Genomic DNA, 26,330 nt, shown 5'->3' on the forward strand with positions numbered 1-26,330 from the left:
TCCATCAGGATTAATAGATAATGCTAAACATGCACTATTAACACCTATTTGATCATATATAACACCTATTGTTTGTCTAAAACTATGCCTTGTTGCAACATCCCTTGACTTTTTAAATCTCCTTTACTATCTTTTCCTGAGGCTCAAATTCTATAAATATAATTTTTTTTATCAAAATTAGGAATAGTATATCCTTTTTGTCCAACTTTAAAATCATTAGTATTAACAATTTCTAAATCTGGAACTTTTGGTATAATAATTTATTTTTTTAATTCATCTAAAATTTCTTCTTTTATTTTTGCAAGTTTTTCATCTTTAATTTTTTCTATAACAAGTTTATCTAATAAAGCATCAACTTCTAATTGAGTATAATATGCTTCTAAATCAATCATTGTTAAATCAATACCTTCTTCTTGAAAAGTACGAAACATTTTCTTTAAAGTTGTTAAATTAGCCAATGATTTTGCATAGGTAGGCAATAAACCTTGTCAAGTAATCATGGGGTCATTTTGCGATGAATAATTAATATCACCAACACTCATATTTGCCGAAGTAAAAAATTCAATTGGAATGCGGTTAAATGTTCAATGCTCAATCGTAATAAACACCATATTAATACAAATTTTCTTTAATAATGGATCTTTAAATATTTCAAACTTTAGTTTTGAAAATGGATAGTTTAAGTAAGAATTAATCATATTTTGGGCTCTTAAAGCAAATGTTTTAAATCATAATTCTACATCACCTTTAAAAAACTTATTATAACGAACTGGAACTTGTGTAATTTTACCTGTCATTGGAATAAAATTATTATAATTTTCCAAAGTAACATTTTGTCATAATTCATTTAACATTTAATCATCTCCTTATCATTTACTTTTTTTAGAATATATTTTCTTTAATATAAATTTTTTACTATTTAGTAATGTTTTTGTTTTAATTGTTTTGTTTAAATCTTGTTTTGTTCTGAGTTGTTTATATGCTTGAAATACTAGTCCATTACCTAACAAACTAGTAACCGCACCATCTTCTAGCGTATTTAACAATTTATCTTTATTAAAGTTATTTTTAAATTGTTCTTGCATTTTTAATATCTTAGCAATTGTCCGATATATTTTAAAACTATCTTTTACTACTTGCTGATAAACAAGTGGGGCAAAAGAAACTAAATTAAACAAACTTGTTTTTTTAAATTCTCAACCAATAAACCACTCACTGTTCATATAGAATTTAAACAGTTCAGGAGCCAAAACAAACTGTTCTGCTTTGAATAAATAACTGTAAACCAAAACTTTTTTCTTGTTGTTGGATTGACAATCTAGTTGGATTTTTTTAACAGCATAAATAAGGGCTGTTTTAGATGTTCCAATTGGCATATCATTTATCAAACGAAAAAGTACTATTTTTTAGTACTATTAAGAATTTTTAATTTTAACATAAATCGGATTTGTTTGACCAGTAGCGTTGTTTTTACCTTCAATTTGGACAAAAACCTTGGTATCATTTGTAATATTTATTGGTCAATCAACACCAGCACTTTCAATAAAGTAATCAAAATCACTTTCAGTTAAAAAACTATTTACTGCTTTTACTGCTTTTAAAACAACATCTTTAAATTGTGGTTTTAACTGTTCAGCTGTTGCTTTTGTTGGGTCTGCAACATGAATAGTTGGTTTATCTAATTTATTAATTTTACTAATATCAATTTTTGAAACAATATGTTTAATAATTCCTTTGGGTTCAACCACTGCTTCACCTAAATATAAAACTCTTTCCATAATCAAAGTATTACCCATTCCAGTACCTAACGCAGCAGCACCAACTCTTAACGGAGTATGATCTTTTTTGCTAGGTTAATCACCTCGTTATGAAATTCAAAAAATCCTGAGTAAATAATATCTACAATATAATTTATATACCCCGTCTCCATATTTTCGGCTGAAAATCTTATTGGTAATTTTGAAATTAATTTAAATAAATATGATTTAAAATCAGACGTACTTCTTTCAAAGAAAATTTTTTCAATAACGCGAGAAGTATTTAATGATAATTTAACTACGAGTCCATTATGACCATAATTTCAAATTATTTTAAAAAAATCATTTTTAGAATCATAATATGGATTTTCATCACTAATTGGTAAACAAGTTAAACTACCATTATCATTAAAACCACTATCTCTTAGTTTTTTATTTTTAAAAATTTCGGTAAGAACTCAGGCAGAACCATCATTATCAACAGTGATTGATTGAATTGGTTCATTTAGGCCAGATACTTTTTTTACTTCATCACTACCATTGCCTTTTCTATAATAAACACCATTTGTTGTTCCAAAATAAGCTGCGTTTGTTTTTAATTCACCAGCACTATCCTTATGTAATAAAGCCATTGAAGTAACATTGTCTGGAATACTTGGTAGCAAATAAGCATCTCTATCTAAAAGATTATAACCAACCCAATATACTTTACCACTTTGTGTGACCCCACTTGATTCTCTTATACTTCTAATATTTTCATTTGAACAATAATTTTGTAATGGAAATGTAATACTACTCATTAATCTATAATCACAATCCATTAATTTTTCTAATTTTAAAACATTCCCATTTTTATTACGGATTAAATACAAGTCCTCAGTGGTTCTGATATAAGCATCTCTAACCTCTCTATCTACAGCCTTAGTATTTTTATCTAAAATTTGGACTGAAATTATATCTCCCTTAATTTTTGCAATATCTGATTCTAAATCACAAAATTTTTGATTTAAATTATCATTTATATCTCTTTTTGGTTTGATCCATGATGGCATGAGGTAGTTATATAATTAACAGCTATTAAAAATAAAATTCTTAAAGTATGGGAATTATAAATTTCATCTGAAAATACATTTATTGGTGTATAAGATAGTACTTGTTCATAAAATCAATTTCTTCATGTGTTTCTATTATTTCTATTAATAACTCCTATTGGCTGATGATTTTCGTCAAAATAATTACTGTACGGGTGGCTTTGAATACCATAATTTCAACGTTCTCAAGCTAATCTCAAAATACTGCTACCTTGTTGATTTTAGTCCATTGCAATTTTATAAAGATTTTCTTCTGTTTGCTCACCTTTCCCAAAAACAATAGATTGTTTATTTTCAATAACTTTATTGTTAATTTCATTATTTATTTTTCTAAATCGTCAATTCTCTGCAACAACTAAAGCAATTATCCCTAAAGAATTTCTAATATCTCTATTAATTTCTCCTTGGTAGTTAGATAATGTTTTAAAGGAATTAACAATTGTGCTTCAATTAATATTTAAATTAATTCCATTTCCGTTCCCATCAACGAAAAGATCTCTATAATCAGCTTTAAATTTCAAAGGAGTGGAACTACTAATATTAATATTATCTATAGAATCTATATGTCTTATATCAGCTTCTGAAAAATAATAATATTTATTTTTTACAGTAAACCCCTCCAAATAAAGATCCCTAGTTCTAAAAACTAAATCAATTCTTTGAGATTGTGAATTTTCCTCAATAATAACAGGAACAGTAAAACCGTTGTAGGGTGTGCCTACAAACTTATATGTTGGTTTACCTCTTACTGAACCCTTTAAATCTATCTCCCATTTTGGGTGTAGTATTATCTTCAACTTTAAATCTATTTAAGACAACAATCTCACTATTATCATTTATAACAGTACTTGTACTAGGCTGATCATTCTCTATATTAAATATAACACGTAGTATGTCAGCTTGTATTAAAGCACGAAAAACTTTATTATGTCAATTTTTAAAAGAATTAGGATTATTTATGTTAATTCTTATATCTTCTAAATTAACATTAAATAAATTATTGTTTTCTCTTTTATTTCTGATTAAATTTTCTAAATTATTTTCTTGCTTTTCATATGTACTTGTAGCTGTACTTGTAGCAATTGTTGTTTGTATTACAGTTCCATTAATTGTTAATATACTTAATAAATTTAAAAGTTTTTTCATTATTTGTATTTTCCCTTTTTTATCTTGAAACTTTTTATCAAGATCTATTGACATTATGTATATATATACAAGCATTTTTAAATATATTTTAGAAACGATACTTACTTATGATTATGATTGTTTAAAAAAGTTTGAAGTTTTATAAAAATTATTTTAAATGATATAACTATACTATATTATTTTTTAAAAAAAATGAGGTGAATTAATGAAATATATTATTAATGATTCTAATTTAAGTGATTTACAAGCAAAATTGCAAGATTTTTTAAGTAAAAATTGTCAAAATAAATATTATAAAAGAATAAAAAAGAAAATATTTGCATATATTAATTTATGTAAGGAGTTTTTTCTTGAAACTAAGTTGTTATTAAAAGATTTAATTAAAAAATATTTTAAAAATAAATTTTCAACTTTTTATTATTGAGCAAATAAAATTTTACTTGCATATGCAAATAATAATTTTGAAGATTTATTATTAAAATCAACAGTTCCTAATAATATTAATTATCAATATGGTGAAGATACTCGAAAAAATATATGTGATTTATATTTTGAGTATTGTAATAAACACGGTGTCGGTGTTTTATCTTTGTTTTATAATTTAAAAAAAGGAATTCACGGCGAAGAATTAAAAAGTAAAGCACCAAAAAATTTAAAAACATTTTTTCGTTGACTTAAAAAAGATAAACGTTGATTAAAAATAAAAAATAAAATTAAAGAAATTAAAAGACAACACCCAAGATATGAAGTTAAAGAATTAGGATTATTACAAATGGATGCTAAATATTTTATGCCAAGTAAATTTCCAGTTGATAAAAAGTATTATGTTTATGATTTTATTGATGAAAGAATCAGAGGAGTATTCGGTTATATTTATGATAAATTATGCACTGAGAATGCTATTGATGCTGTTAAAAGAGCAATCCGTGATTTGAAAAAAATATTTGGTATTAAAATAACACGAATTAGAACTGATAACGGTTCTGAATTTATTAATAGTCATCGGAATAATCAAAAAGTACTGTTAAAGAAAATAATTTTACTCAATTTTTAACAGATAAAAATATTTTACATCAAACAACACTCGTTCGTTCTCCGCAGTCAAACGGTAAAATTGAAAGATTTCATCAAAATTATACTAAGTTATTTGTATTTGATAAAAAAATATTGGATGCAGCTGGTTTACAAAATAAACTAAATGATTATTATTACTTTTATAATTTTGAAAGAGTGCATAAATCTTTGAATTTTCAGACACCATTTGAATTTTTAAATAATTTAACTAAATAATTTTAAATTTATAAAGTTTTATTTAAACTATTTTTTAGTGTGTCAATTTTAGAATTTTTATTTAAATATGTATCATTTTTAATGATGTTTTTATATTTTAAATTATATATTTTATTATTTTTTCTTGTTTTCTTGCAATCTCCAAAATGTGTGTGGTATACTACATGATGAACAAAAATTACCTAATTTAATTATTGATAAAAACTGTAATGTAAAAGTTAATAACTAATAAAAAAGTCATTTTAATAAATGACTTTTTTACATATCTAATGTAATTAATGATAGTTTTTCATTGTTTTTATTAAATAATTCTAAATTATTAATATTAATTTCTTCTTTTATAGGGGGATAAGAAAATATTATATTATTTGATTGTTTTTAAAAATAAGCAACCGCTTTATTTGAATAAGATTTTTTATCTTCAACACCATTTTTTCAAAGATATCAGGTGTCTTCTTCTATTAATTGAAGATATGTATTTTTATCTTTATCACTAACTTTGGTTCCAATAGGACAACTTTTAATTAATTCTAAATTTATATATTTTCCTGCAATAGTTTTTTCATTTGATTTATCAACAGAAATATTTATATCATAATTTCCATACCCCCATATACCCGATATTTCAATTTGATTTAAATTAAATAGTTTTTGATCCTTATCAAAAATTATTTTAATATTATCTACAACTAAATTTTTAGTTATTCCCCCTCAATCTACCTTAGAATAAAGCAATTTATATCATTGTGAAAAATAATTTAAATAATCTTCTATTTTGTCATTAGAAACAATTAAATTAGTTAAATACTTACCATATTCTCCATCTGATAGTTTAATTTCAGCAGGAATTAAAGACGGAATGTTATTTGTTTCTAATTCACTTGTTATTGATAGTCAATTAAAATAATTTGCTTCTAATTGATAAATGGAGTTTTCTGAAATATCTTTATTTTTTATAATTGCTTTAATTTCATCATTTTTGTTGTTATTATTCTGATGTTTTAAATTTCATTCTATAATTTGCCCTGTTGTTGGGTGAATACTTGGTGTATTTGGTACACCCTTTATTCCACAACGATAAACAGATTTAAAATAAGTTCCTTTGTCAATTCTTCAAGGTCAGTTTGTCATTTTAGATGGTTCATAATTAAATAAATCAACTTCATATTTAAAATTACTATAACAATATAAACCAATCTCATATCCGTCTTTTTCTTTTAATACTTTTCTGCCATGTTGATTTATTTTTTCATTATTAAGAAACTTTGTTGTATATCATTGTGTTTTGCCCTTTCACACAACAAAATAATATTTATTATCAACTTCATTAAACGGTTTACTATCTGCATAAACTTCTTTTCAATAATTTAATGGCGATGGTGGAATGGGACCACCAGAAAAATTAAAATACAATGAATTTAACTCAATTATACATTTTTTAAATTTTCAATAATTTTCATTTTTTTATCAGGTTCAGGTATTGATAATAATTCAAAATAATAGGGGGCAATTAACTTAATATCATCATTATAGCCTTTGTTGATTGCATATTTGCTATATGTATAATTTGAAAGCATATAAATAATTTGTTTAAATATTTTGATAACTTTATCATTAATAAGAGATGGGTTTTTGAACTTTCATTCTTCAAATAGACCATCAATAACATCTTCGGGTTTTTGTCCTTCAAATTTTTGACGTAGTTCAGCCGTTTTGTTGCTAGGATTACCTTTTTCATAGTATTTTGCACCTTGAAATTTTCGATCATAATTATAACGATATGTTAAATAATTTAATAAAACTTTTTCTAAGCCATTCTTATTTATTAAATCTAAAATATCTTTTCCTTAAATATAGTTTTTAGCTATACTTCATGGTAAAAAACTTTCGGTAAATCAATATTGAAATACTCTTAAATTAGGTTCTGTTTCAATAGGCATAGATAGCAACGGTACTAAACTAGCATTTTCAACAATTGAAGATGGATAAGAATAAACACCATTCACATTTCCTCAACATTTAATATTTCCAAATAACATAGATTTAGGGTATTTAATTTCAATTCCAGTAAATACTGTGTCTTATGGCAATGATTTTTGTAAAACTAAATGAATACTATTCTGATTTTTTCACTTAAAATCAGTTATTTTAATTAAGTGGGTAGATTTAATAATATCAACGCCATCAGGTGAATAAGGGCGTTTATATTCTTCAATGATGTAACATTCATTTTTATTTTCTTCACTAATTGGTTCATTAATAGATACTATTTTTAAATCATAAGATTCTAAAAATTCTTTGTCTTGTTTTGAAATATCATTAATTAAAATATCTTTTTCATCAATCATTACATAACTTGTACTATTATCTTGGACTGTGGTATTTTGTTGAATTTGTAATTTAAAGTTAAAATCACTAATTTCATAACCAGTTATTTTAATATATTCATCTTTGTCAATAAAACCTATTTTAACGCTATTTTGAGAGTAGTTTAAGGTTGGTTTTTGTTTTGTCTTAACAAGAGATTATTAATTTTATAAATATAAAGGTTCTAGCACGGTCTTCACTAAATAATTGTTCTAAATCGGGGTCGCTATATTGTGATTGATTAGCAAAATCTAACGGAATACTATCAATTGAATAGTCAATTGGTTCATCATTTTCTGCTAATTGTGCTAACATTTTTTCAGATGGTTTTAACATTATTCTTGTTCTCCTTCTTCATTAGGCATATTGATAATAGTTTCGTTGTTTTTTAATTGTTTGTTTAAAGTAGCATTTACTGGTAAGCGAACATCAACAATTTACTCGTCAATATTTTTAATATTGAATGTTCTACTGTTTAAAATAGCATTATCATATTTAATTAACTTAATAATAAATTCAGTTAATTTAATTTCTCTAATATATATCATTTGTTCGTATGATGCGTTTGTTTGAATATTTACACCAACAACTTCTGCCTGAGTTTGTTGGGCTCCCTTGGTGATTGCGGGAACATGATGGCGATTTATTTTATAGTAATTTGTTAATAATCAATCATATATTTTAGTTAATTGCTCACCTTTAAAATTACCAGCAATATAGTCTACTGGTTGAAAATTACTATCAGAGTCTCCTTCAACTAATAACAAGTCATTTTCAATAAATGATGCAAGCATTTTACTAATTTCTTGGTCAACAACACCAGTAACTCCATTAGTATTAATAGTAAATTTACCACTATTTAATAATGGATCTAACATTATCTTTTCAGCAATAATATCTAAAATACTAGCAAATTGTTTACCATAACGAGCAGAAGGCTCAAAATTAGGGTTATTAGGAATAATTTGAATTGGAATAAAATTAAGTGGTAATATTTCTTCTCTTTGTAAAGTTGTATAGTTATTTCATTTAGTATCATCAATATATAAGTCGGTAATAGTACTATATAATCGTGTTTTTAACTTTCTAATAACTTTAACTTGTTTAGTTACAGCATCAATCTCTAATTTTTCAGTAATAAAAATACTCTGGTCATTTTTAATATAAGGGTCATAATCAAAAGTACAAGATACTAAATTACCTAATTCATCATATTTGTCATTGTAAAAATCAATAGTAATAAAATTAAGTTTTGAATTATTAGCAAAAATAAAATATGCACCTTTACCATTCTTATTAATTTTATATTCGTTATATCAATTCTTATTGGTAAAGTCCTGCATTTTTAAAAAGCTATTAATTAATTTAGTATCTATTTTTTGATTAGTAAGTGGATTATAAATGCTAATTTCTAAATCTCGCGGATTTAAAAAATTAGCATTATCTTCACAAATTCTTTTTTCTAAAATCTCATTATGTTTTTGAACAGTAACATTTTTACGATTAGTAATCATTGATGCTAAATTAAGATAATAACTATCAATATCATATTCTTTTTTTAATTTCTTTTTTGCTGGTAATAATCCCATTTATATCACCTCTTTATTTTGTATCTTCTTTTTTAATAACATCTTCAATACTATCTTCTTTTTGTTTTTTGTTATGTGTTTTGATAAATCTAATTGTTTCAATAATCAAAACTATAATTACAGCTCCTATAAGAATTGCTGAAACAATAACATATGCTGGTCAAGAAATACCTAATGTTTTTTCTCCTATAAAACAAATAATAATTCCTGCGATAAAAAACAATGATGAAACTCCAAAGATTTTCAAAAACATAATTACATCTTTAATATTTACTTTTGGCATAATAACATCTCCTTTCTAATTTACCTTTTTTCTTTCAATAAACACAAATCCCAAAGGTCTAAATGTTGCTGGACCATTAACTCCAATATTAATCAATCCATCAGGATTAATAGATAATGCTAAACATGCACTATTAACACCTATTTGATCATATATAACACCTATTGTTTGTCTAAAACTATGCCTTGTTTGCAACATCCCTTGACTTTTTAAATCTCCTTTGTTATCTTTAAATCCTGAGGCTCAAATTCTATAAATATAATTTTCTTTATCAAAATTAGGAATAGTATATCCTTTTTGACCAACTTTAAAATCACTAGTATCAACAATTTCTCAATCTGGAACATTTGGTATAACAATTGATTTTTTTAATTCATCTAAAATTTCTTCTTTTATTTTTGCAAGTTTTTCATCTTTAATTTTTTCTATAACAAGTTTATCTAATAAAGCATCAACTTCTAATTGAGTATAATATGCTTCTAAATCAATCATTGTTAAATCAATACCTTCTTCTTGAAAAGTACGAAACATTTTCTTTAAAGTTGTTAAATTAGCCAATGATTTTGCATAGGTAGGCAATAGACCTTGTCATGTTGCCATAGGGTCATTTTGTGAAAAATAATTAATATCACCAACACTCATATTTGCCGAAGTAAAAAACTCAATTGGAATACGGTTAAATGTTCAATGTTCAATCGTAATAAACACCATATTAATACAAATTTTCTTTAATAATGGGTCTTTAAATGTTTCAAATTTTAGCTTTGAAAATGGATAGTTTAAGTAAGAATTAATCATATTTTGGGCTCTTAAAGCAAATGTTTTAAATCATAATTCTACATCACCTTTAAAGAACTTATTATAACCAACTGGAACTTTTGTAATTTTACCTGTCATTGGAATAAAATTATTATAATTTTCCAAAGTAACATTTTGTCATAATTCATTTAACATTTAATCATCTCCTTATCATTTACTTTTTTTAGAATATATTTTCTTTAATATAAATTTTTTACTATTTAGTAATGTTTTTGTTTTAATTTTTTTGTTTAAATCTTGTTTTGTTCTGAGTTGTTTATATGCTTGAAATACTAGTCCATTACTCAATAAACTAGTAATTGCACTATCTTCTAGCGTATTTAACAATTTATCTTTATTAAAGTTATTTTTAAATTGTTTTTACATTTTTAATATCTTAGCAATTGTCCTATATATTTTAAAACTATCTTTTACTACTTGCTGATAAGCAAGTGGGGCAAAAGAAATTAAATTAAACAAACTTGTTTTTTAAATCTCCAACCAATAAACGACTCACTGTTCATATATAATTTAAACGGTTCAGGAGCCAAAACAAACTGTTCTGCTTTGATTAAAGTTGTCATAACGATAATAGGGACATATTTAGGATTTTTATAGGTTGTATGTATTATTTAAGGATTTTAATTAATATTTTAGAAATTGTGGAATAAAAATACCACTTACTTATTTAAATTATATTACTTTTAATTTTATTGTCAACAATATTTTAACATTTTTTAAATTTTTCCATGACAAAAATATATGTTTATTAAAGTTATTTAATTTATTAGATAAAATTAATAAAAATATAAGTTTGGTTGTAAATTATTATTTACAAAATTATTAACTGAATAATTAATTCTATTTTCTTCTAATGGTTCATTAGTATTAAATAAATTAATTTTATTTTTAAAATTCATCATACTAGTATTTAATTTATTTTTAAGAGTTTTTCCATGATAAGTTGCTTTTTTAACCAAAACACCTTTACAGTAATGTGATATATCACCCTCAATATGACAACCAATATTATTTCATAATGTTTGATTTCTGACACCTTCTTCATTATTTTTAATTAATTTAATTGTTTCTTTTAAGAATTTCATTTTTGATTCTTTTATAAAAGAAGCACTGTTTTCTAAACATTCTAATAATTCTTCATATTTAGCATTAAAAAAATAATCGACTGCTTTATGGTATGTTTCTCTGTTTTCTTTGTTTTTACTTTGATAAGGATTTAATTTTTTAAATCTATTTGTAAGGTGGAATTTATCTATCGTGTAATGTACTTTATTTTTAGGAAAATATTCTTGAATAAATTTTACAATATTTTTAATTCAAAGTGCGCCATCTCCTAATACCATAAATTCAATATTGTCATTAACATCATAATAACTTGTAATTAATGTAAGTAATTTATTAACAAAATTAGTTAATTTACTATTTTTTTTAATATATTCTGGAATATTATCTAGCTCTATAACACCTAATTTATCTTGAATTACAGGTCTTTTTTTCGTTGATTTTGCCTTATCAAAACCAGTATGAATAAAGTATGAGGTATCTTTATTTTTTTATCAGTTTTATTAAGGTAATATTCTTTATCAGTTTTTGCATTTTTCATAATATTTGAAATTGTTTTTATACAAATTTTTACATGTTCCATAGTATCTAAAATATCTTGATATGTTTTTTTCTTGCCAATAAATGATAATATTTTTTCTTTAACAGAATTATTTATTCTTTGTCATTTTTCAATTCCTAAAAGTTTATCCAAAGGAAAAATATATTCTTCTTTACCTGTTTCTGGATTAATTTTATAATATTTTCTTCTTTTAAAAGTTATTTTCCCATTTAAAATAGTTAATGTTCTTGGTTTTATTTCTTTTACTTTATAATCTTTAAATTTTTTTAAAGTTTCATCAATTTTATAATTTTTAAAAATTCATTCATCACAATCTTCTAAATTTTGTTGAATAATTTCAATACTTTGTATATATAACAAATTATTAAAATTCTTAAAAAAATTGTTATCAATATTTATCATTTTTTTACCCTCTTTCCTTAGTTCTACACATTAACACAAAAATAATAAAAATGCAAAAAAAGATATTATTTTTTATTTATTGTGTTATAATTTAATTGTTAATTATTAGCAAATTAATTTAACTGAAAAAAGTAAATTACTTTACTTTTTTTTATTTTGATGTAAAATTATAAATAATAAAAAAAGAACCGTGTCAAGTTCTTCAGTACATGTTTTTCTCTACTTATATTTAATCATATAAAGGAGTAAAAAATGAAAGAATTTAATCCAAAAACAGCAAGTTTACGAACATTTTATCGTAAAATAGATGAATTTTGGCAAAATAAATCACCTAATAAACCATATACTTTGAACGATTTAACCAATGAATTCAATCTTTCTCGCAAGTGAAGATATGATACTTATGCGAGCGAAAAGATAGTTCCTTTGCTTGAAAAACAAGTTGATAGAATAGAAAGTGAAATAATTAACTTTATGATGAAATCACCTGATGGTGCTAAATTATATTGACAACGAGCATTTAATTATAAATATTCACTGCAAGAAAAACAGTTGGAACAAGAATTAAACTTAAATAATCAAGAACCAATAATAGTTAATTTACAAACGGATATTAGAGATATTAAAAAAGAAAGTGATAATAATGCTTAATCATTTTACTTATTTGTTAGAAACGCCTTATTGGTTGTTACAAAATAGTAGTATTGGTAATAAATATCCATTTGCTAAGAAATATGAATTAGTTAATGAAATTAATCAAATTGGGACGCGATATAGTGGTAAAACTATATCAAATATTAAAATGTTTGGTGAATTATTAAAAATTAGTTTATTAATAAGAACCAATTTGTATCATTGCTAGTATGTATTGGAGTAAAGATTTAAAAGATAGTGTATTTCAAAATATCTGAAATATGTTAGATGAAAATAATATACCTTATACTATTAATTTATCAAATTTTACTTTTACTTTATCAAATGGAAGCAAAATATATTGTAAAGGATTGCATTCACCAAGTCGGAAAGAAAAATTAAAAGCCTTTGCTGATTTGAATAAATATAAATTAGTTATTGATTGACGAGAAGAATGTGACCAATTTCAACAAAAAGATTTAAGTGATTTAGAATTTGCTATTCGTGGTTATCAAAATAAAATAACAATTAATACATGTAATCCTGAAAGTTTAAAAAGATATATTGTTGGTTATTGTAATGAATTATTACCTTTTAATGAAGAAATAATGCGTAGTAAATATGAGCAAATTAAATATATTGAAAAATGAAATATGAAAATTATTATTCATTATTCTAGTTGAAGATTAAATTATGAATTACCACAAGATAAAGTTAATGAACAATTAAGATTAGAACAGTTAGATATTGAAAGAGCAAGAGTATGGAGTTGAGGATTGCCTGGCAATACAAGTGGGTCAATTTTTGATAGATATATTGATATTATGCAAGCAACAGATATTATTCAACCAACTAAATTATTATGTGGTGTTGATATTGCTAATGCTACTAGTCCTAAAGGACATACAACAGCGGCTAGTTTTTGAATATATAACTCATTTGATAAAAAAGCCTATAAAGTTGCTGAATATACTCATTCAAATGCTACACAACAATTTAAAACTGAATTAGAACAAGTTAAAGATATTTTAGATTTTTATAACAATCAATTAAATCAATACTTTAATTTAATACAACAAGGAATATCAATTAATGTTGATGATAGTGCTTATTCAACATTGCAAAGTTTAAACCGAGAAAAATATAATTATTCTTTTGGTCAATATATGACATTTAAACCAGCACAAAAACAAAAATTTAAAGTAAGACATCGTGTAGAGGCATTCACAATGTTAATAAATACTAATCAATTAAAATGATTATGAGAAAAATGTCCTGTAAGTAAAACCCAATATGAATTAATACAATGAGAAGATAAGCCTGAAGCAAGAGAAGAAAAAGTATTAGACTTAATGATACATTTGATAGTGATTTTTATGCTTTACATTTTGAATTAATACCAATGGTTAAGCATAATAGTTCAGCAGATTATAAATTATGACAAGAAAGGGAGTGAATAAATTAATGAAAAAAGATATTTATGTAATACATGATGAGCGTGTAATAAATGCAAAAAGACCTTATATGTCTGTTTGTGGACAAGTTAAAAAAAGACTTTGTCAAGAATTAAAAAAAGATAATATAGCAATGTGTAAATTAAATTTATATAACGAATATATTAAAAAATATCAAAAAGTTAAAGTATGTATACAAGTTTTAGCAAATGAACCTAGTTTATTAACAGTAAATATAATTAATTATGCACTTATTTTAAATTTAAAGGAGCAAAATAACCATGAATAATACCTATCCATCTTTACCAAACTTAAATGATATTAATAGTGTTTTAAAATTTTATAATTATGATTGAACTATTAATTTAACAAATATTATTGCTCGCCATCAAATGCGATTAATAAATGGTAAAGATATTTTATTTAAGTCGCATCGTAAAGACATTTTAGAAAAATTAAATTGATGATATGAAACTTATAAAATAAAAGAAAAATTAGATAAGAATGAATTAACAGCAAGTTTAATGGGTAAAACTATCTTTGGTTTATTAGAAACTAGTGATGGCAATATTGATTTATGAATTAACCCTTTTAACTTTACATCTCGTGTAAGTAAAATAAATGAAATTGAACACGGTGCTGATATTTGATTAAATTATCATCAATCAGATAGTGGTTTTATTTTAAATTTAATTTGTACCAAAGATAAAATAGTCATTAAAGGTTGACCCAAAAATAATGAAGTAGTTGTTGGTCAAAGTAAAACACAAATTAAAGATGATGTTAGACCTGTTTTAGTACAAGAATTTAAAAATAAATTAGGTATAGTTCCCTTTTGAGAAATGATAAATGAACCTAATTCGTTGTTCTTATCAACATCAACTACATTAAATCCTTGACCTACAATGGCAAATTGTTATAAATTACAATTCGATTTAGAAGATAACTTTAACATTAAATCAAAAGAACGATGAGCAAATCGTACACATTGATATGGTCAATTAGATGATAGTTTACTTGCTGCTTACAATAAAGGTAATAAAAAAGTATATCAAGATATTTTTGATGATATTTTTATTCAATCTGGTCAAACAGCAGCAGATGGAACATCATCACAATCTTTACAAGTAGTACAAGGGACACCAACCTTAGAAACATATACCGAAGACCAAAAAGCAATTATTGAACAAGTATATTTAGCCTGTCATTTTTCTAGTCCATTTGGTGATAAATCAGATAATGACCAAAATAAAACACAGTCATTATTAACTAAAACCAAAGATTTAGAAAAACAAGCATATTTACAATCATATCGTAAACAATATTATACTAAAATGTTTGATACAGTTTTAAAATATTATGGTTTATGAGATGGAAATGGTGAACGCCCTTATGGATTTGATTTTGTTAGTGCTAGTTTAGTAGATCAAATTCGACAAAATGAATTAATTACTGCTAGATTAGATAATGGTACAATGGAACCAATAAGAGCAATTACTGAATATGATAATATTGATGAATTAGAAGCAACCAAATATTTTGAAAAAGTAGAAGCATGACAAGATAAAATGCAAGCCAAAGAAATAGAACATAATAATAAATTACTAGAATATGATGAAACTGGTAATAATCAAAATGCCTTACAAGGTAGAACAGAAATTAAGGAGAATTAATAAATGAGTAGAATTAACCCAGGTGTTATGGAAGAATTAAGAAGACAAGCCCATGATACTTTAATAGATATCAGAGAAAATATAAGAGATAACAGACATTGAATGGTATTTCCTTTTAATGTTTATAGTTCATATATCCCTGATACTGAAACAGGTTGAAAACCTAATAATGCAAAACCAAGTGACTATGGTAGTTATTCACGAATATTTGATAATATGGAAAGTACTATTGCACAATGACAAGGTAGTTTAAAAATAGTCCAAAAATATAAAGGTGAAGAAATTACTATCTTAACGATTGATGATTTTAATAAACAACCTATTAATTCAACAATATGAGCAAATAATGAAACACCTTTTGCTATTAAATTAAAAGATGAAAATAATAATGTTTATTGAAAATTGATTGATGGTGAAAATATTTATGATATTAATAGAATGTTGGAATACTTAAACCAATATAAATTAAATTATTTTATTAATAATGATAATAAAGCAGATAACTTTTATACAAAAGAGGTTAAAGTTGGTAAATATTGAGATGCTTATATGATTGATGATAGAAGTTCAATTCAATTTGGTGAAGCAAAATTTGAACAAGTATTTACTCAACAATCAACTGAAAGACAATATACTTTATTAATTTTAGATGAAGATGCTGATAAATTAAATATTAATGATTATTATAATTTTTATACTGTATTTAATGACCGTGGTTTAAATATTGGTGGTGGTGATATTAATTCTGCACCCCAAGATAGACAATGATTATATCCATCAAATGTTATTAATTATTATTCACCTTATGATGGTAGTTTTTTATGACAAGAAATTACCTTTTCAAGTATTAATGACAAAATTAGTAATAGTGGTTTATCAGTACGACAATTTATTCAAACAAGTGCCCCAGGTGAGGGTTATTGTTTTCCTAAAATAACTTATGATGAAAAACTAAATAAAGGTATTGTTGAATTAGATGAGATTTTATTAAAAGACCCAGGGGTTAGAGCAATCGCAGTTAAATTTTATGGTAATCCTATCTTTTTTGATATGCCAGTTATTGGCCGACCAATTATTAAAGGTCAATTTAATAAAAAAGTAATGAATTCAAGAGATTTATTAATGTATAACATGTTTCCTGCACCACCTGATAAAATAAATACTTATGCATCACCCGAAGTAAGTTGATATAACATTCAAGGGATACAACCAACTATTATTACTGGTTATAAAGATTGAAAAGAACATATTCAATCAATGTCTGATTTTTGAATTGAAAAAAATAATGAGGGTATGGTAATAACAGATAAAGCAAGTTCAACAGCAACTAATCCAACTGTTGGAACAACTATTAAGGAAGAAAATTCAAATTCTAAGCCTTATTGGTCTAAAAATTGAATGATTACTCCACCTGATAAAGTAAAAGTAAATAGTGGAACTATTAATAATATTATTAGTATCCAAGCCTCATCATATTTTAGAAGAAAAGATGAATTTGGTAATACAGTTGGTAATGTTCAAATTGAATATAATAAAATGGGTAAATGTAATGTTTGAGATATTTTAAATATGAATAATTTTATTAATCGCCAAATTACCGTATTACCTTTAAACTATACGCAAAAATTAGTGTTTAATCCTTTTACTATACCTGCTATTGGAAAGTTTTTAAACTTTGTTTCGTTTGGTATTCCTTGGGACTGAATTGGTAATTTAACAATTACCCAAGATGATAAATGACCTAATTTCCCATGACTTAATGGCTTTATGAGTGCTAATGTTTATAGTTTTTATAATGATGCCTTTTGAGGTGATAAGGCTGCTGGTAAAGGTTATTTACCATTTGAAATATTTAGAGAACAAGGAAATGATAAAATTGGTGCTATGATTGGTGCTAATGCTACTAGTTTTAGTTTTACTACTTTATTAACTGATAAAATACAAGGCAATGTTTTTGAAAAAGATGGTAAACCAACAGAACGAATAACTTATTCAACTTATAATTTAAAACAATTAAACCCTAAAACTAATTGTATTTATTTAATTAATGAATTAGTAAGAGCAGTTGATGCTCAAACACCAGTTAGTGATAGTGAAAAAGATAATGATTGCGAATTCTTACAAACACCAGATGGTACAAATTGTAGTTATATTATTGATATGTTTTCAATCCAAGCATTATATAAAGGTAATTTTGAAATTATCTTTTATGCTGATAACCCATATGCCAATAATGAAGAAGATTATTTGCGCTTATCAGTATGGAGTTTTCGTGGTAAAACAAAAAGTGTATTAAATAATTATTTGCGCGATATGACAACTAATTATAAAACTAGTTTCTTATTGCCTCATGACTATGAAATAGCAACATTTAATTACCCACAATATGTATTACCACCAGTACCATATAATTATCCACAATATACAAAAGATATTATGCCTTCTGATGTAGTACAACCATTATTAACTAGAATTACAGCGCAACCACAGTGTAAAAAAACAGGCAGTCGTTTAGTTAATTTATTTTTTGATGAGTTTAATGATGCTTATTATGAAACTGAAATTAATTTAAGACAAATTGACCCCACAATTCAAAGTATAGAAAAATTTATTAGTTCTTATAAAACAATAGAAATAAGTAATCTTAATAATTTGCAAGTTGAATGTGGATTACCAAATATAGAAAATTTTATTCCTAATAGAAATATTAATATATTTGGCGGAACTGATGATTGTAGCAATAATTTATTTTCATTAAAAAATATAACTTTAAAAAACATTGGTTTATCACAAACTGATAAAATTAATTTTGATAATACAATAAGTTTATATACTGATAATATAAAAATAAATGATACTAAAACAAAATATGCTACTGGTGTTGCTAATGGAACACCAACTGAAAATTATCTTAATGTATATCATACATTGGATAATATTTTCGGTGTAAGATTTTTTTTACAAATAACAAAATTAGTTTTTACTGATAAAGATAAAATTAAAGAAACATATCTACAAGCATATTATACTAATGATTTAAAATTAAAAATTAGATTTACAAAAGTACTATTACCTATCTTACAATGTTTTTATGTTGATTTTTATGCAAAACCAAAGTATTGGGGTAATGTTAAAGATATTGTATTAGATGTTTATAATCCAAATGTATTAGGAATTAGAAATAAAAGCAATAATTCTGTTAGAATAACAATTAAACCGAGATAAATAAAAAAAGAGAAATAATTCTCTTTTTTTATTTACCATTAACTTTTACATTCCCATAATTATCAATAATTAAATTAGGTTCTTGTATATTTAAATTTCAACGATAAACTGATTTAAAATAATTATCATTTTTATTTTTTCAATAATGGAAATAAGACTCTTTTCCTTCAAAATTATTTTTTTTACTATGTATTCCAAAATACCCATTAACCCTATACATTAAACTATAATCATCTTTATAACCTCTAATAATTATTGTATCGTATGTATTATTATTAAATTTAGTTAAATATCAACTATCATTTTCATCACCACGCCATACTACATAATATCATTTATTATCAATCTCATTAAATGGTTTTTCTTGTGGTGCTATTCATTCTAAATTGTCTCTGATTTCTTGGTTATTTGTTTTAATTTTGTTTTCTTCTTTTAATTTTGCTAATTCTTCGGGTGTATATTCTTGTGTTTTATTACAACTAACTAAACTTGTTGTGCTTGTTCCCACTAATGATATTGTACTAATGATAATTAATAATTTTTTCATATGTATATGTCTCCTTTTTACTTATTTAAAATTATTTAATAATATATTCAAAATCCACCTCTAAATGGAGTATTTTGTTTTGCACTAATATAAGCGCTGTTTCTAGATGCATAACTAACATTTAAAAAATCACCAGTATAAAGTATATTTTGATTTCTAATAGAATGAAATCCCACATCGTTATTATTTAAACTTAAATTTGAAAAAGAATTTGCCACCCTTAATCCACTAATTATTTCTCAATTGCTTGGTGGATTATTTCCTGTAATTCCCCAACTCGAGGGCTTATTAACCAAAATATTTCTATTTGGATAAATACTACCTATATCAAAAGTTATTTGTCCATTTTCATTAAAAAATTTTGTCTGTCTTTTTATTCTGTTTAATTTATTTGTTTTAAAGTCATTAGTTTTAATTTCTTCATATTTTTGAAAGTTACTATTAGCAATTACTGCTGGTGCAGTAGTTCCGCCAATTAATACACTTAATAAATTAAGTAATTTTTTCATACTTGTTTTTCTCCTTTTCTTTATCTTGAAACTTTTTACCAAGATTTAGCTGCATTATATATATATATATATATAAAATCAAGGGTGAATTAGTTATTTTAAAATACCTTTATTACGCGTTTTAAGGGCTAAATTAGCAATCAAAGATATTAAGTTTAGTATAAAAAAATTTATATATAAAAAGTATTGTATTGGTAAAACAATAGTATATAATTAAATTATATTTTAATCTTTTTGTATCAAAAAGAGTTATGCCGACTTGTTAATCGGACAAGAATAAAAAAAGAGAGGTTTATAAAATGGCACTTACAAAAGAACAATTAATAGAACAAGGTTTAAGTGAAGAGATTGCTGAAAATATCTTAAATCAGTTTAATAATGAAGCAAAGCAAATTAGAGAAAGTGTGCAAAAACGAGAAGATGTTATTTCAAAAGAAGACTTTATTAAATTATCTAATGAATTAGATGAATTAAAAGCATTTAAAGATGTTCCATCTACTAAAATTGAAGATATTAAAACTAATTTAAATAAAGTTAGTGGTAGTTCTTTATCTGAAAAAATGCAAACTTTAAAAGAATTAAAACCTGATTTATTTGTTGAAGAACAACTATCAGTTTCACCAACTAATATTATTAAAGAAATGATTGAAAAGTCTACTGAAAATAAGAATGATGAAATTGAAGCTATTAAAGAAAAAGGAGCATATACTCCGGAAGAAATTAAAAAATTAACTGATTATACACTTAAAAACCTTAGATAATAAGGGAGTGAAATTATGGCAACAATTAATTTGCCACAAGTACCTTTTACATTACAAGGTAATACAACAGGGCAAAAGCCTATGTTGATATGGTTAATGCATTATTGCGTGGACCTTTATATAATGAATATGCAAGTATTATGCAGTATGCAACAGCAACCGCAGAACAAGTTGCTTGATTACCTAATGCTGGACAAGCATTATATAATTTAACTCATCGTGTGGTATGACAAAATGATTATTCATTACCAAATGGTGGGACAACTCAAACAATGGGATTAACAAGAATTCCAGTTCCTATTGATAAAAGATTTAATTTAAAATTAATGAATGAAGCTTTTGATTTAGCATTAATAGAACAAAATATTAAAAATGGTGTTATTGCTGATGCTATTTCTAGTGTTGTACAGAATAAATTTGTTAATTTAGAATGTGAATTAATTCAGGCTATTTATGATTATTGTTTAGCAGATGGTCAATATGAAGTAATTCCATTTCGTAGTTATACAGCTGAAAATGCTGATGATGCAAATAAAGCATTCTTTACATTAAATGAAACTTTGATTGAATTAACAAATCAAATTAGTAATTTATATTTTGGTTTGCCAACCGATAAAATGTTTATGGTTTTAGGACGAAGAGCATATTTAGGATTAACACCTGCTTATTTAAAAGTAATTGGTTCACAAGCTCAATTAAAAGCAATGGTTAATGGTGAATTATATGAAAATACAGCAATGGGTATTCCAGTATCTAAAAGTTTTCATTTAGAAAAAACATATACAAAAGGACAAGTTAACCGTGATAAAGGTTATAATTTTAATAATGTAAATGGTTTATTATTAAATAAACAAGTATGAGCATATCCAATTAATATGGATACTATTCAACAAGTTTTAGATAATGATACTGCTAACCCTAAATGAATTGGTAAAGTACAGTATGCAACACCAACAATTTTATATCCAAAAACATGTAAAATTATTTTGGAAAAACAACCAAGCCAAGATGAAATTACTGCCGCTAAAAGTAATCTAAATAAAACTTTTAGAGTTCCAGTTGATTATCTAATTTCAGCATCAAAACCAGAATCAAAACCAAATAATCAAGGTTAATATAAAATGAATTTACTAATATTACGCGTTTTAACTTTATTAGTATCTAATTTAGAAAATAAACCTTTAATAAGTAAATTTGTAAATTTAATTAATAGAGTTAATCAAGTTAAAAATAAAATATTAAAGCCAATTAATTATATTAGTGATAAATATAATAAAATTACAAATAAAGTTGAAGATATTTATCAGTGATTAAATCCATTTACTTATTTAGATTTAATTAAAAAAGGTCATAAAAAAGAAATACAACAAATATTAAGTCAATTAGAAAAAGATAATAATATTAAAAATAAAGAACAATTTAAAAATGAAAATTATTTAAATACTAATTGACAACCTTTAAATAGTAGTTGACTTGATAGTGGTATGTTTAATATTACAAATAAGTTAACTTTAACAGGTAATTTAACTATTTTAATATATACAAAAACAGCAAAACATCCGAAATTTTATGGTCCATATGTTTATCCTAGTGTTCCAGTTGAAATATGAAAATTATTAAGTAATGCTGTATCTAATGCAGGGACTTTATTTTGGCGTTATTGATTAAGAAAATGATTACCTAGTCATTTAAGAAATTATATTAAAAAACGATTACCACAAGCATTAAAAGAAAAATATCCCAAAGGAACTACTAAATTAACATTACCAACAGTTCAAAAATTACAACAAATTAAAAAGTTTATTAATAATTTAAAGATTGGACATTTTAATTTTAATTTTGCTGGTGAAATTAATAATAAAAAATGGTATCGTGAACGCCGAAGTGATGTTAAAAATATTAAGAATTTATATAAAACATCAGTTAAAAATATGTTTTATAAAACTAATCAAACTATTCAAAAAATTAAGAAAGCAAAAGCAAGAGTTAATAGTTATAAGCCAAGTAATTTAAAAAATAAATATCGTAATCAATTAAGAGGTGTATTATATGGAAAATAATTTAAGTAATTTATTATTTATAACAGTTGAAGATGTTAAAGAAAGTAAACTTTGACAACCTATTAATGATAAAAAACAATATGCTTATAATGATAATTTAATTTATAATGCTATTTTAAAAACTAGTTTATGAATGGATAGATTATCAGGCGGGACAATTTCAGATAAAATCAATAAAAACAATTTATTTCCATGAGTAAAAAAAGATAATACTGGTTTAATTGAATATGATAAATGATTAAGTTATATTCAATCTGCTTGTTTATTAGCAGTTATAAATTGATATTTACCCAAAGGAGTTAATGATTTAACTGGTAGTGCATCATTTTCACAAGGTGGAGTTGCTTATTCACAAACTAATGACCCCGAAGCAAATGAAAATATTACTCGTGATGTTAAAAATGCTTTAAAATTAGCAGGTGAAATAATTGATATTATATCTAGTAAAACAGTATCTAGACCTTATAATTATAATTTAGATAATTATGCTCATCCATGAGAAGAAGAATATAAGCATATTAGTAAAAAAACTTTTTATTCAACATTATTATTTTGATTAAAAGAACGATTACAAACAGATAATTCAATAAATATTTTTTATCCAACTATTAATGATTTTTCTAAAATTGATTATAACAAATATATTAAAATTATTGTTCCATTTGATAATGATACTATTTATGAAGAAAATGGTGTTTGAAAAGCAAAACAAAGTGGTGAAATTCCATCGGATGTTATTAAAGATAGTGATTTTAATAAAAATTATATTGAAAAAGTTGATGGTAAATATATTGTAAAAACATCACAAGATATTAATCTTAAACAAGATAAATTAGTAAGTGGCACAAATATTAAAACTATTAATGGTAATTCATTATTAGGTAGTGGTGATATACATATTAGTGGTGGCAATGATTGAGAAGTTGTTAATACTAGTGATTTTGTATCTTTTTCTGACAAAAAATATCAAATTAGAAATTATGATTCTACAAAATATATATATAAACTATGAATTGGTGTTAATCAAAATGACGGAGATATTATTAATATTATGTTTGAAACATATAAAAATCATTATGAATTTAATTTATTTGCTGCCTTTAATAGTATAAAACTTAAAAAAAATGGCGAAATAAGTTCTGAAAATAAATTAATGGCATTATATATTCAACGAAAAAAATAAATTATTCAAATAATACAGAATTAATGACTGATGAACCGCATTCTATTTATAAGCGTGATATGGATACTGATTTTTCAAAAGAAACATCGGATTCTTATGATATAGTGATAAGAAAAATAAAGAGTGCAACAACTATTAATGAATTAAATTTATTTGAAAAACATCCAATATGAAGAATTATTTCAAATAATAGAAATGATATTAAAGAATTATTCAATAAAAAATGATTAGAATTAAATAAAAATGAATAAAAAATTAAATGAGGTAAATAATTATGAAACAAGATAAAACAACTTGATTAAAGGGTGCCTTACCTTGAAATTGATTTAAAAAAGACCCTATTCCGACTTATAATTGAACTCATAAAGATATTAGAGAATGAGAAAGAAAATATAAAATTCGTAGTTGAGTAGTTAGTTTTTATACATTTATATTTTTAGCATTAAATTGTTGATTAGAATATGGGATAATTAATGGCATTAAAGACCAAATTAATTGGTATAATTATGGACAATATTGAGGTAATGGAATTGCTATTTTACTAACACCTTTATTTACACACGGAATTCAAGGTATATTTGTTGCTAGTAGTAAACCAAAAGTTGATATGAAAATTGATATCCCACGATTAAAAATATCTAAAGTAGGATTAGTATTTACAATATTACCTTTAATTACTTTAATAATTTCTTTAATTATAATTTGAATTGATAAATCAAAATGAAAAAAAGACCATTTACGACATTGTTTGAACTGCCGTATTAATCCGCGTGTCATTCAACCGCGAATAGCAAAACAATGAAATGATTTAGATGGCATAACAGAAGAAAAATTAAAAAATATACAAAATGAAAATATTTAAAAACAAAAACAAGAAGAAAATAACAAAGAATTAAATTTAAAATAGACTATATATAGGGGTGGTTGATATTTTTGGGTGGTTATATAGTTTAATTTATAAATTATTTTGTTCTGAAAGGATAGATGGCCACTGTTTGAGTAGGGATAAGAAAGGAATTAAAAAATGTTAAATGATACATTAATGATTACTTTACTTGTGTTAGCGGGTGCGGGCGGAATGGGTAGTCTTGGTATTCTAGGATTATCTGCTAAAAAAATTAAAAAATATAAAGCAGAAATTAGAGAATTAAGAACTGCTGTTATTTCTCATGAAAAACATTTACGAGGATCTGAATATGCAACAGAATTAGCATTAAAAACAGGTCAAATTAAAAATGTTAAAAAGCAAGTTAAAGTAAACAACAAAAAACAAGAGCAAAAAGATGCTATTAGACAACTAACAAATAGTATTTAAAAAAATAACCTTAATTGGTTATTTTTTATTTTTCTTTATTGTGTTTTATATAAAAATTAATAAGATGTTCAATTCGTTGTGAATAAGTAAAGTCATTAAATTCATTTCAAACTTTTTCTTGGTTTTCATTTAAGTAAATATTAACATTCCGAATTTTGCAAGAATAATATTTTCCTGTTTTTTGATTATATGAATGTTTCATAATATTAACCCTTAATAATGAGCAATAATAATTGCATCGCGTAAATGATTACTTATTTTTTCATTATTATAAAATCAACCTTTGCCATATTCATAAGTTAAATTTTGATCTTTACTAAATTCTTGAATACAACTATCATTATATTTACTTAAATTTTCCATATTTTTAACAACAGATTTAGTATGTTTTGGTGATACTCAATTAAATTTAATTTGTAATTCATTTAATTTATTTTCTATTGCACCTAATAATCGTAATAAATCATCTCTATCCTTACTAGCATTAGCAGATGTATATAAACAATCTTCAATATTAAACATATATTCGTCTGGATTAAATAAACTAATAAATTTATATCTCCGAATTTCATTTGTATGATTAATTCAATCTTTATTTGTAA

36 protein-coding genes are annotated in these 26,330 nt (G+C 24.2%); 15 read left to right on the top strand and 21 right to left on the bottom strand.

The window, feature by feature from the left end; all coding sequences use genetic code 4:
• Nucleotides 1–260 precede the first annotated feature (260 nt).
• The 6 genes from ACZ91P_RS03545 to ACZ91P_RS03570 form a co-directional block, all read right to left on the bottom strand.
• Nucleotides 261–854, bottom strand: coding sequence for a hypothetical protein (locus tag ACZ91P_RS03545; RefSeq protein ID WP_465158051.1), 594 nt, complete (start codon nt 852–854; stop codon nt 261–263).
• 12 nt (nt 855–866) lie between these two features.
• Entirely contained in the window at nt 867–1,376 is a 510-nt protein-coding gene (locus ACZ91P_RS03550; RefSeq protein ID WP_465158052.1) for a hypothetical protein, read from the bottom strand.
• A 39-nt stretch (nt 1,377–1,415) separates the two neighbouring features.
• Nucleotides 1,416–1,796, bottom strand: coding sequence for a hypothetical protein (locus ACZ91P_RS03555; RefSeq protein ID WP_465158053.1), 381 nt, complete (start codon nt 1,794–1,796; stop codon nt 1,416–1,418).
• Nucleotides 1,797–1,825: 29 nt separating this feature from the next.
• Nucleotides 1,826–2,809, bottom strand: a complete 984-nt coding sequence (locus ACZ91P_RS03560; protein WP_465158054.1) for a hypothetical protein — start codon at nt 2,807–2,809, stop codon at nt 1,826–1,828.
• Between the two features lie 260 nt (nt 2,810–3,069).
• The gene (locus tag ACZ91P_RS03565; RefSeq protein WP_465158055.1) at nt 3,070–3,645 is read right to left on the bottom strand and encodes a ribosome-inactivating family protein; all 576 of its coding nucleotides are present in this window, start codon (nt 3,643–3,645) and stop codon (nt 3,070–3,072) included.
• Nucleotides 3,587–3,994: a hypothetical protein gene (locus tag ACZ91P_RS03570; protein WP_465158056.1), complete on the bottom strand. Its 408-nt coding sequence runs from the start codon at nt 3,992–3,994 to the stop codon at nt 3,587–3,589. The genes ACZ91P_RS03565 and ACZ91P_RS03570 overlap by 59 nt, the downstream gene beginning before the upstream one ends.
• Nucleotides 3,995–4,199: 205 nt before the next feature.
• Here ACZ91P_RS03570 and ACZ91P_RS03575 point away from each other — a divergent pair, with 205 nt between their 5' ends.
• Both ACZ91P_RS03575 and ACZ91P_RS03580 read left to right on the top strand, forming a co-directional pair.
• Nucleotides 4,200–5,048, top strand: coding sequence for a DDE-type integrase/transposase/recombinase (locus ACZ91P_RS03575; RefSeq protein WP_465158057.1), 849 nt, complete (start codon nt 4,200–4,202; stop codon nt 5,046–5,048).
• 59 nt (nt 5,049–5,107) lie between these two features.
• Nucleotides 5,108–5,284 carry a hypothetical protein gene (locus ACZ91P_RS03580; RefSeq protein WP_465158950.1) on the top strand — a complete coding sequence of 59 codons (177 nt, stop codon included), beginning with the start codon at nt 5,108–5,110 and terminating at the stop codon, nt 5,282–5,284.
• A gap of 378 nt (nt 5,285–5,662) precedes the next feature.
• Here ACZ91P_RS03580 and ACZ91P_RS03585 read toward each other — a convergent pair whose 3' ends face one another.
• The 11 genes from ACZ91P_RS03585 to ACZ91P_RS03635 all read right to left on the bottom strand — a co-directional run bounded on the left by ACZ91P_RS03585 (nt 5,663) and on the right by ACZ91P_RS03635 (nt 12,368).
• Nucleotides 5,663–6,697: a hypothetical protein gene (locus ACZ91P_RS03585; RefSeq protein WP_465158058.1), complete on the bottom strand. Its 1,035-nt coding sequence runs from the start codon at nt 6,695–6,697 to the stop codon at nt 5,663–5,665.
• 14 nt (nt 6,698–6,711) lie between these two features.
• Nucleotides 6,712–6,861, bottom strand: coding sequence for a hypothetical protein (locus ACZ91P_RS03590; protein WP_465158059.1), 150 nt, complete (start codon nt 6,859–6,861; stop codon nt 6,712–6,714).
• A gap of 270 nt (nt 6,862–7,131) precedes the next feature.
• The gene (locus ACZ91P_RS03595) at nt 7,132–7,323 is read right to left on the bottom strand and encodes a hypothetical protein (RefSeq protein WP_465158060.1); all 192 of its coding nucleotides are present in this window, start codon (nt 7,321–7,323) and stop codon (nt 7,132–7,134) included.
• 42 nt (nt 7,324–7,365) lie between these two features.
• Nucleotides 7,366–7,632: a hypothetical protein gene (locus ACZ91P_RS03600; protein ID WP_465158061.1), complete on the bottom strand. Its 267-nt coding sequence runs from the start codon at nt 7,630–7,632 to the stop codon at nt 7,366–7,368.
• Between the two features lie 166 nt (nt 7,633–7,798).
• Nucleotides 7,799–7,987, bottom strand: a complete 189-nt coding sequence (locus ACZ91P_RS03605) for a hypothetical protein (RefSeq protein WP_465158062.1) — start codon at nt 7,985–7,987, stop codon at nt 7,799–7,801.
• Between the two features lie 101 nt (nt 7,988–8,088).
• Nucleotides 8,089–9,240: a hypothetical protein gene (locus ACZ91P_RS03610; protein ID WP_465158063.1), complete on the bottom strand. Its 1,152-nt coding sequence runs from the start codon at nt 9,238–9,240 to the stop codon at nt 8,089–8,091.
• 13 nt (nt 9,241–9,253) lie between these two features.
• Nucleotides 9,254–9,523, bottom strand: coding sequence for a hypothetical protein (locus tag ACZ91P_RS03615; RefSeq protein ID WP_465158064.1), 270 nt, complete (start codon nt 9,521–9,523; stop codon nt 9,254–9,256).
• Between the two features lie 15 nt (nt 9,524–9,538).
• Nucleotides 9,539–10,477, bottom strand: a complete 939-nt coding sequence (locus ACZ91P_RS03620; protein ID WP_465158065.1) for a hypothetical protein — start codon at nt 10,475–10,477, stop codon at nt 9,539–9,541.
• 12 nt (nt 10,478–10,489) lie between these two features.
• Entirely contained in the window at nt 10,490–10,669 is a 180-nt protein-coding gene (locus ACZ91P_RS03625; RefSeq protein ID WP_465158066.1) for a hypothetical protein, read from the bottom strand.
• A gap of 449 nt (nt 10,670–11,118) precedes the next feature.
• Nucleotides 11,119–11,685, bottom strand: a complete 567-nt coding sequence (locus ACZ91P_RS03630) for a UPF0236 family transposase-like protein (RefSeq protein WP_465158067.1) — start codon at nt 11,683–11,685, stop codon at nt 11,119–11,121.
• Between the two features lie 137 nt (nt 11,686–11,822).
• Nucleotides 11,823–12,368, bottom strand: coding sequence for a UPF0236 family transposase-like protein (locus tag ACZ91P_RS03635; protein ID WP_465158068.1), 546 nt, complete (start codon nt 12,366–12,368; stop codon nt 11,823–11,825).
• A gap of 252 nt (nt 12,369–12,620) precedes the next feature.
• Here ACZ91P_RS03635 and ACZ91P_RS03640 point away from each other — a divergent pair, with 252 nt between their 5' ends.
• The 6 genes from ACZ91P_RS03640 to ACZ91P_RS03665 are packed head-to-tail and all read left to right on the top strand — an operon-like array spanning nt 12,621 to nt 19,353.
• Complete coding sequence (locus ACZ91P_RS03640; protein ID WP_465157075.1) at nt 12,621–13,019, top strand: hypothetical protein; 399 nt, start codon at nt 12,621–12,623, stop codon at nt 13,017–13,019.
• Entirely contained in the window at nt 13,012–13,230 is a 219-nt protein-coding gene (locus ACZ91P_RS03645) for a hypothetical protein (RefSeq protein WP_465158069.1), read from the top strand. Before ACZ91P_RS03640 ends, ACZ91P_RS03645 begins: the two co-directional genes overlap by 8 nt.
• A 1-nt stretch (nt 13,231) precedes the next feature.
• Nucleotides 13,232–14,398 carry a PBSX family phage terminase large subunit gene (locus ACZ91P_RS03650; RefSeq protein ID WP_465158070.1) on the top strand — a complete coding sequence of 389 codons (1,167 nt, stop codon included), beginning with the start codon at nt 13,232–13,234 and terminating at the stop codon, nt 14,396–14,398.
• Between the two features lie 40 nt (nt 14,399–14,438).
• A complete protein-coding gene (locus tag ACZ91P_RS03655) occupies nt 14,439–14,744 on the top strand; it encodes a hypothetical protein (protein WP_465158071.1) in 306 nt (101 codons plus the stop codon).
• Nucleotides 14,737–16,128, top strand: a complete 1,392-nt coding sequence (locus tag ACZ91P_RS03660; protein WP_465158072.1) for a hypothetical protein — start codon at nt 14,737–14,739, stop codon at nt 16,126–16,128. The genes ACZ91P_RS03655 and ACZ91P_RS03660 overlap by 8 nt, the downstream gene beginning before the upstream one ends.
• Nucleotides 16,129–16,131: 3 nt before the next feature.
• Complete coding sequence (locus ACZ91P_RS03665) at nt 16,132–19,353, top strand: hypothetical protein (RefSeq protein WP_465158073.1); 3,222 nt, start codon at nt 16,132–16,134, stop codon at nt 19,351–19,353.
• Between the two features lie 28 nt (nt 19,354–19,381).
• Here ACZ91P_RS03665 and ACZ91P_RS03670 read toward each other — a convergent pair whose 3' ends face one another.
• Nucleotides 19,382–19,900 carry a lipoprotein gene (locus tag ACZ91P_RS03670; protein WP_465158074.1) on the bottom strand — a complete coding sequence of 173 codons (519 nt, stop codon included), beginning with the start codon at nt 19,898–19,900 and terminating at the stop codon, nt 19,382–19,384.
• Nucleotides 19,901–19,935: 35 nt separating this feature from the next.
• Nucleotides 19,936–20,409: a hypothetical protein gene (locus ACZ91P_RS03675; RefSeq protein ID WP_465157079.1), complete on the bottom strand. Its 474-nt coding sequence runs from the start codon at nt 20,407–20,409 to the stop codon at nt 19,936–19,938.
• Nucleotides 20,410–20,708: 299 nt separating this feature from the next.
• Between ACZ91P_RS03675 and ACZ91P_RS03680 the strand changes: the two genes are divergently transcribed.
• The 7 genes from ACZ91P_RS03680 (at nt 20,709) to ACZ91P_RS03710 (ending at nt 25,728) form a co-directional block, all read left to right on the top strand.
• A complete protein-coding gene (locus ACZ91P_RS03680) occupies nt 20,709–21,170 on the top strand; it encodes a hypothetical protein (protein WP_465157675.1) in 462 nt (153 codons plus the stop codon).
• Between the two features lie 89 nt (nt 21,171–21,259).
• Nucleotides 21,260–22,285 (top strand): hypothetical protein, encoded by a 1,026-nt coding sequence (locus tag ACZ91P_RS03685; protein ID WP_465157676.1) that lies wholly within the window; start codon nt 21,260–21,262, stop codon nt 22,283–22,285.
• A gap of 6 nt (nt 22,286–22,291) precedes the next feature.
• The gene (locus tag ACZ91P_RS03690; protein ID WP_465158075.1) at nt 22,292–23,230 is read left to right on the top strand and encodes a hypothetical protein; all 939 of its coding nucleotides are present in this window, start codon (nt 22,292–22,294) and stop codon (nt 23,228–23,230) included.
• Nucleotides 23,220–24,413 carry a hypothetical protein gene (locus ACZ91P_RS03695; protein WP_465158076.1) on the top strand — a complete coding sequence of 398 codons (1,194 nt, stop codon included), beginning with the start codon at nt 23,220–23,222 and terminating at the stop codon, nt 24,411–24,413. Before ACZ91P_RS03690 ends, ACZ91P_RS03695 begins: the two co-directional genes overlap by 11 nt.
• 23 nt (nt 24,414–24,436) lie before the next feature.
• Nucleotides 24,437–24,664 (top strand): hypothetical protein, encoded by a 228-nt coding sequence (locus ACZ91P_RS03700; RefSeq protein WP_465156845.1) that lies wholly within the window; start codon nt 24,437–24,439, stop codon nt 24,662–24,664.
• Between the two features lie 23 nt (nt 24,665–24,687).
• Nucleotides 24,688–25,275: a hypothetical protein gene (locus ACZ91P_RS03705; protein WP_465158077.1), complete on the top strand. Its 588-nt coding sequence runs from the start codon at nt 24,688–24,690 to the stop codon at nt 25,273–25,275.
• Between the two features lie 162 nt (nt 25,276–25,437).
• Nucleotides 25,438–25,728, top strand: coding sequence for a hypothetical protein (locus tag ACZ91P_RS03710; protein ID WP_465157511.1), 291 nt, complete (start codon nt 25,438–25,440; stop codon nt 25,726–25,728).
• 25 nt (nt 25,729–25,753) lie between these two features.
• Here ACZ91P_RS03710 and ACZ91P_RS03715 read toward each other — a convergent pair whose 3' ends face one another.
• Both ACZ91P_RS03715 and ACZ91P_RS03720 read right to left on the bottom strand, forming a co-directional pair.
• Complete coding sequence (locus ACZ91P_RS03715) at nt 25,754–25,930, bottom strand: hypothetical protein (protein ID WP_465158078.1); 177 nt, start codon at nt 25,928–25,930, stop codon at nt 25,754–25,756.
• 11 nt (nt 25,931–25,941) lie between these two features.
• Nucleotides 25,942–26,250 carry a hypothetical protein gene (locus tag ACZ91P_RS03720; RefSeq protein WP_465158079.1) on the bottom strand — a complete coding sequence of 103 codons (309 nt, stop codon included), beginning with the start codon at nt 26,248–26,250 and terminating at the stop codon, nt 25,942–25,944.
• Nucleotides 26,251–26,330: the final 80 nt, after the last annotated feature.

It is taken from the genome of Spiroplasma endosymbiont of Halictus nicosiae (assembly GCF_978018445.1).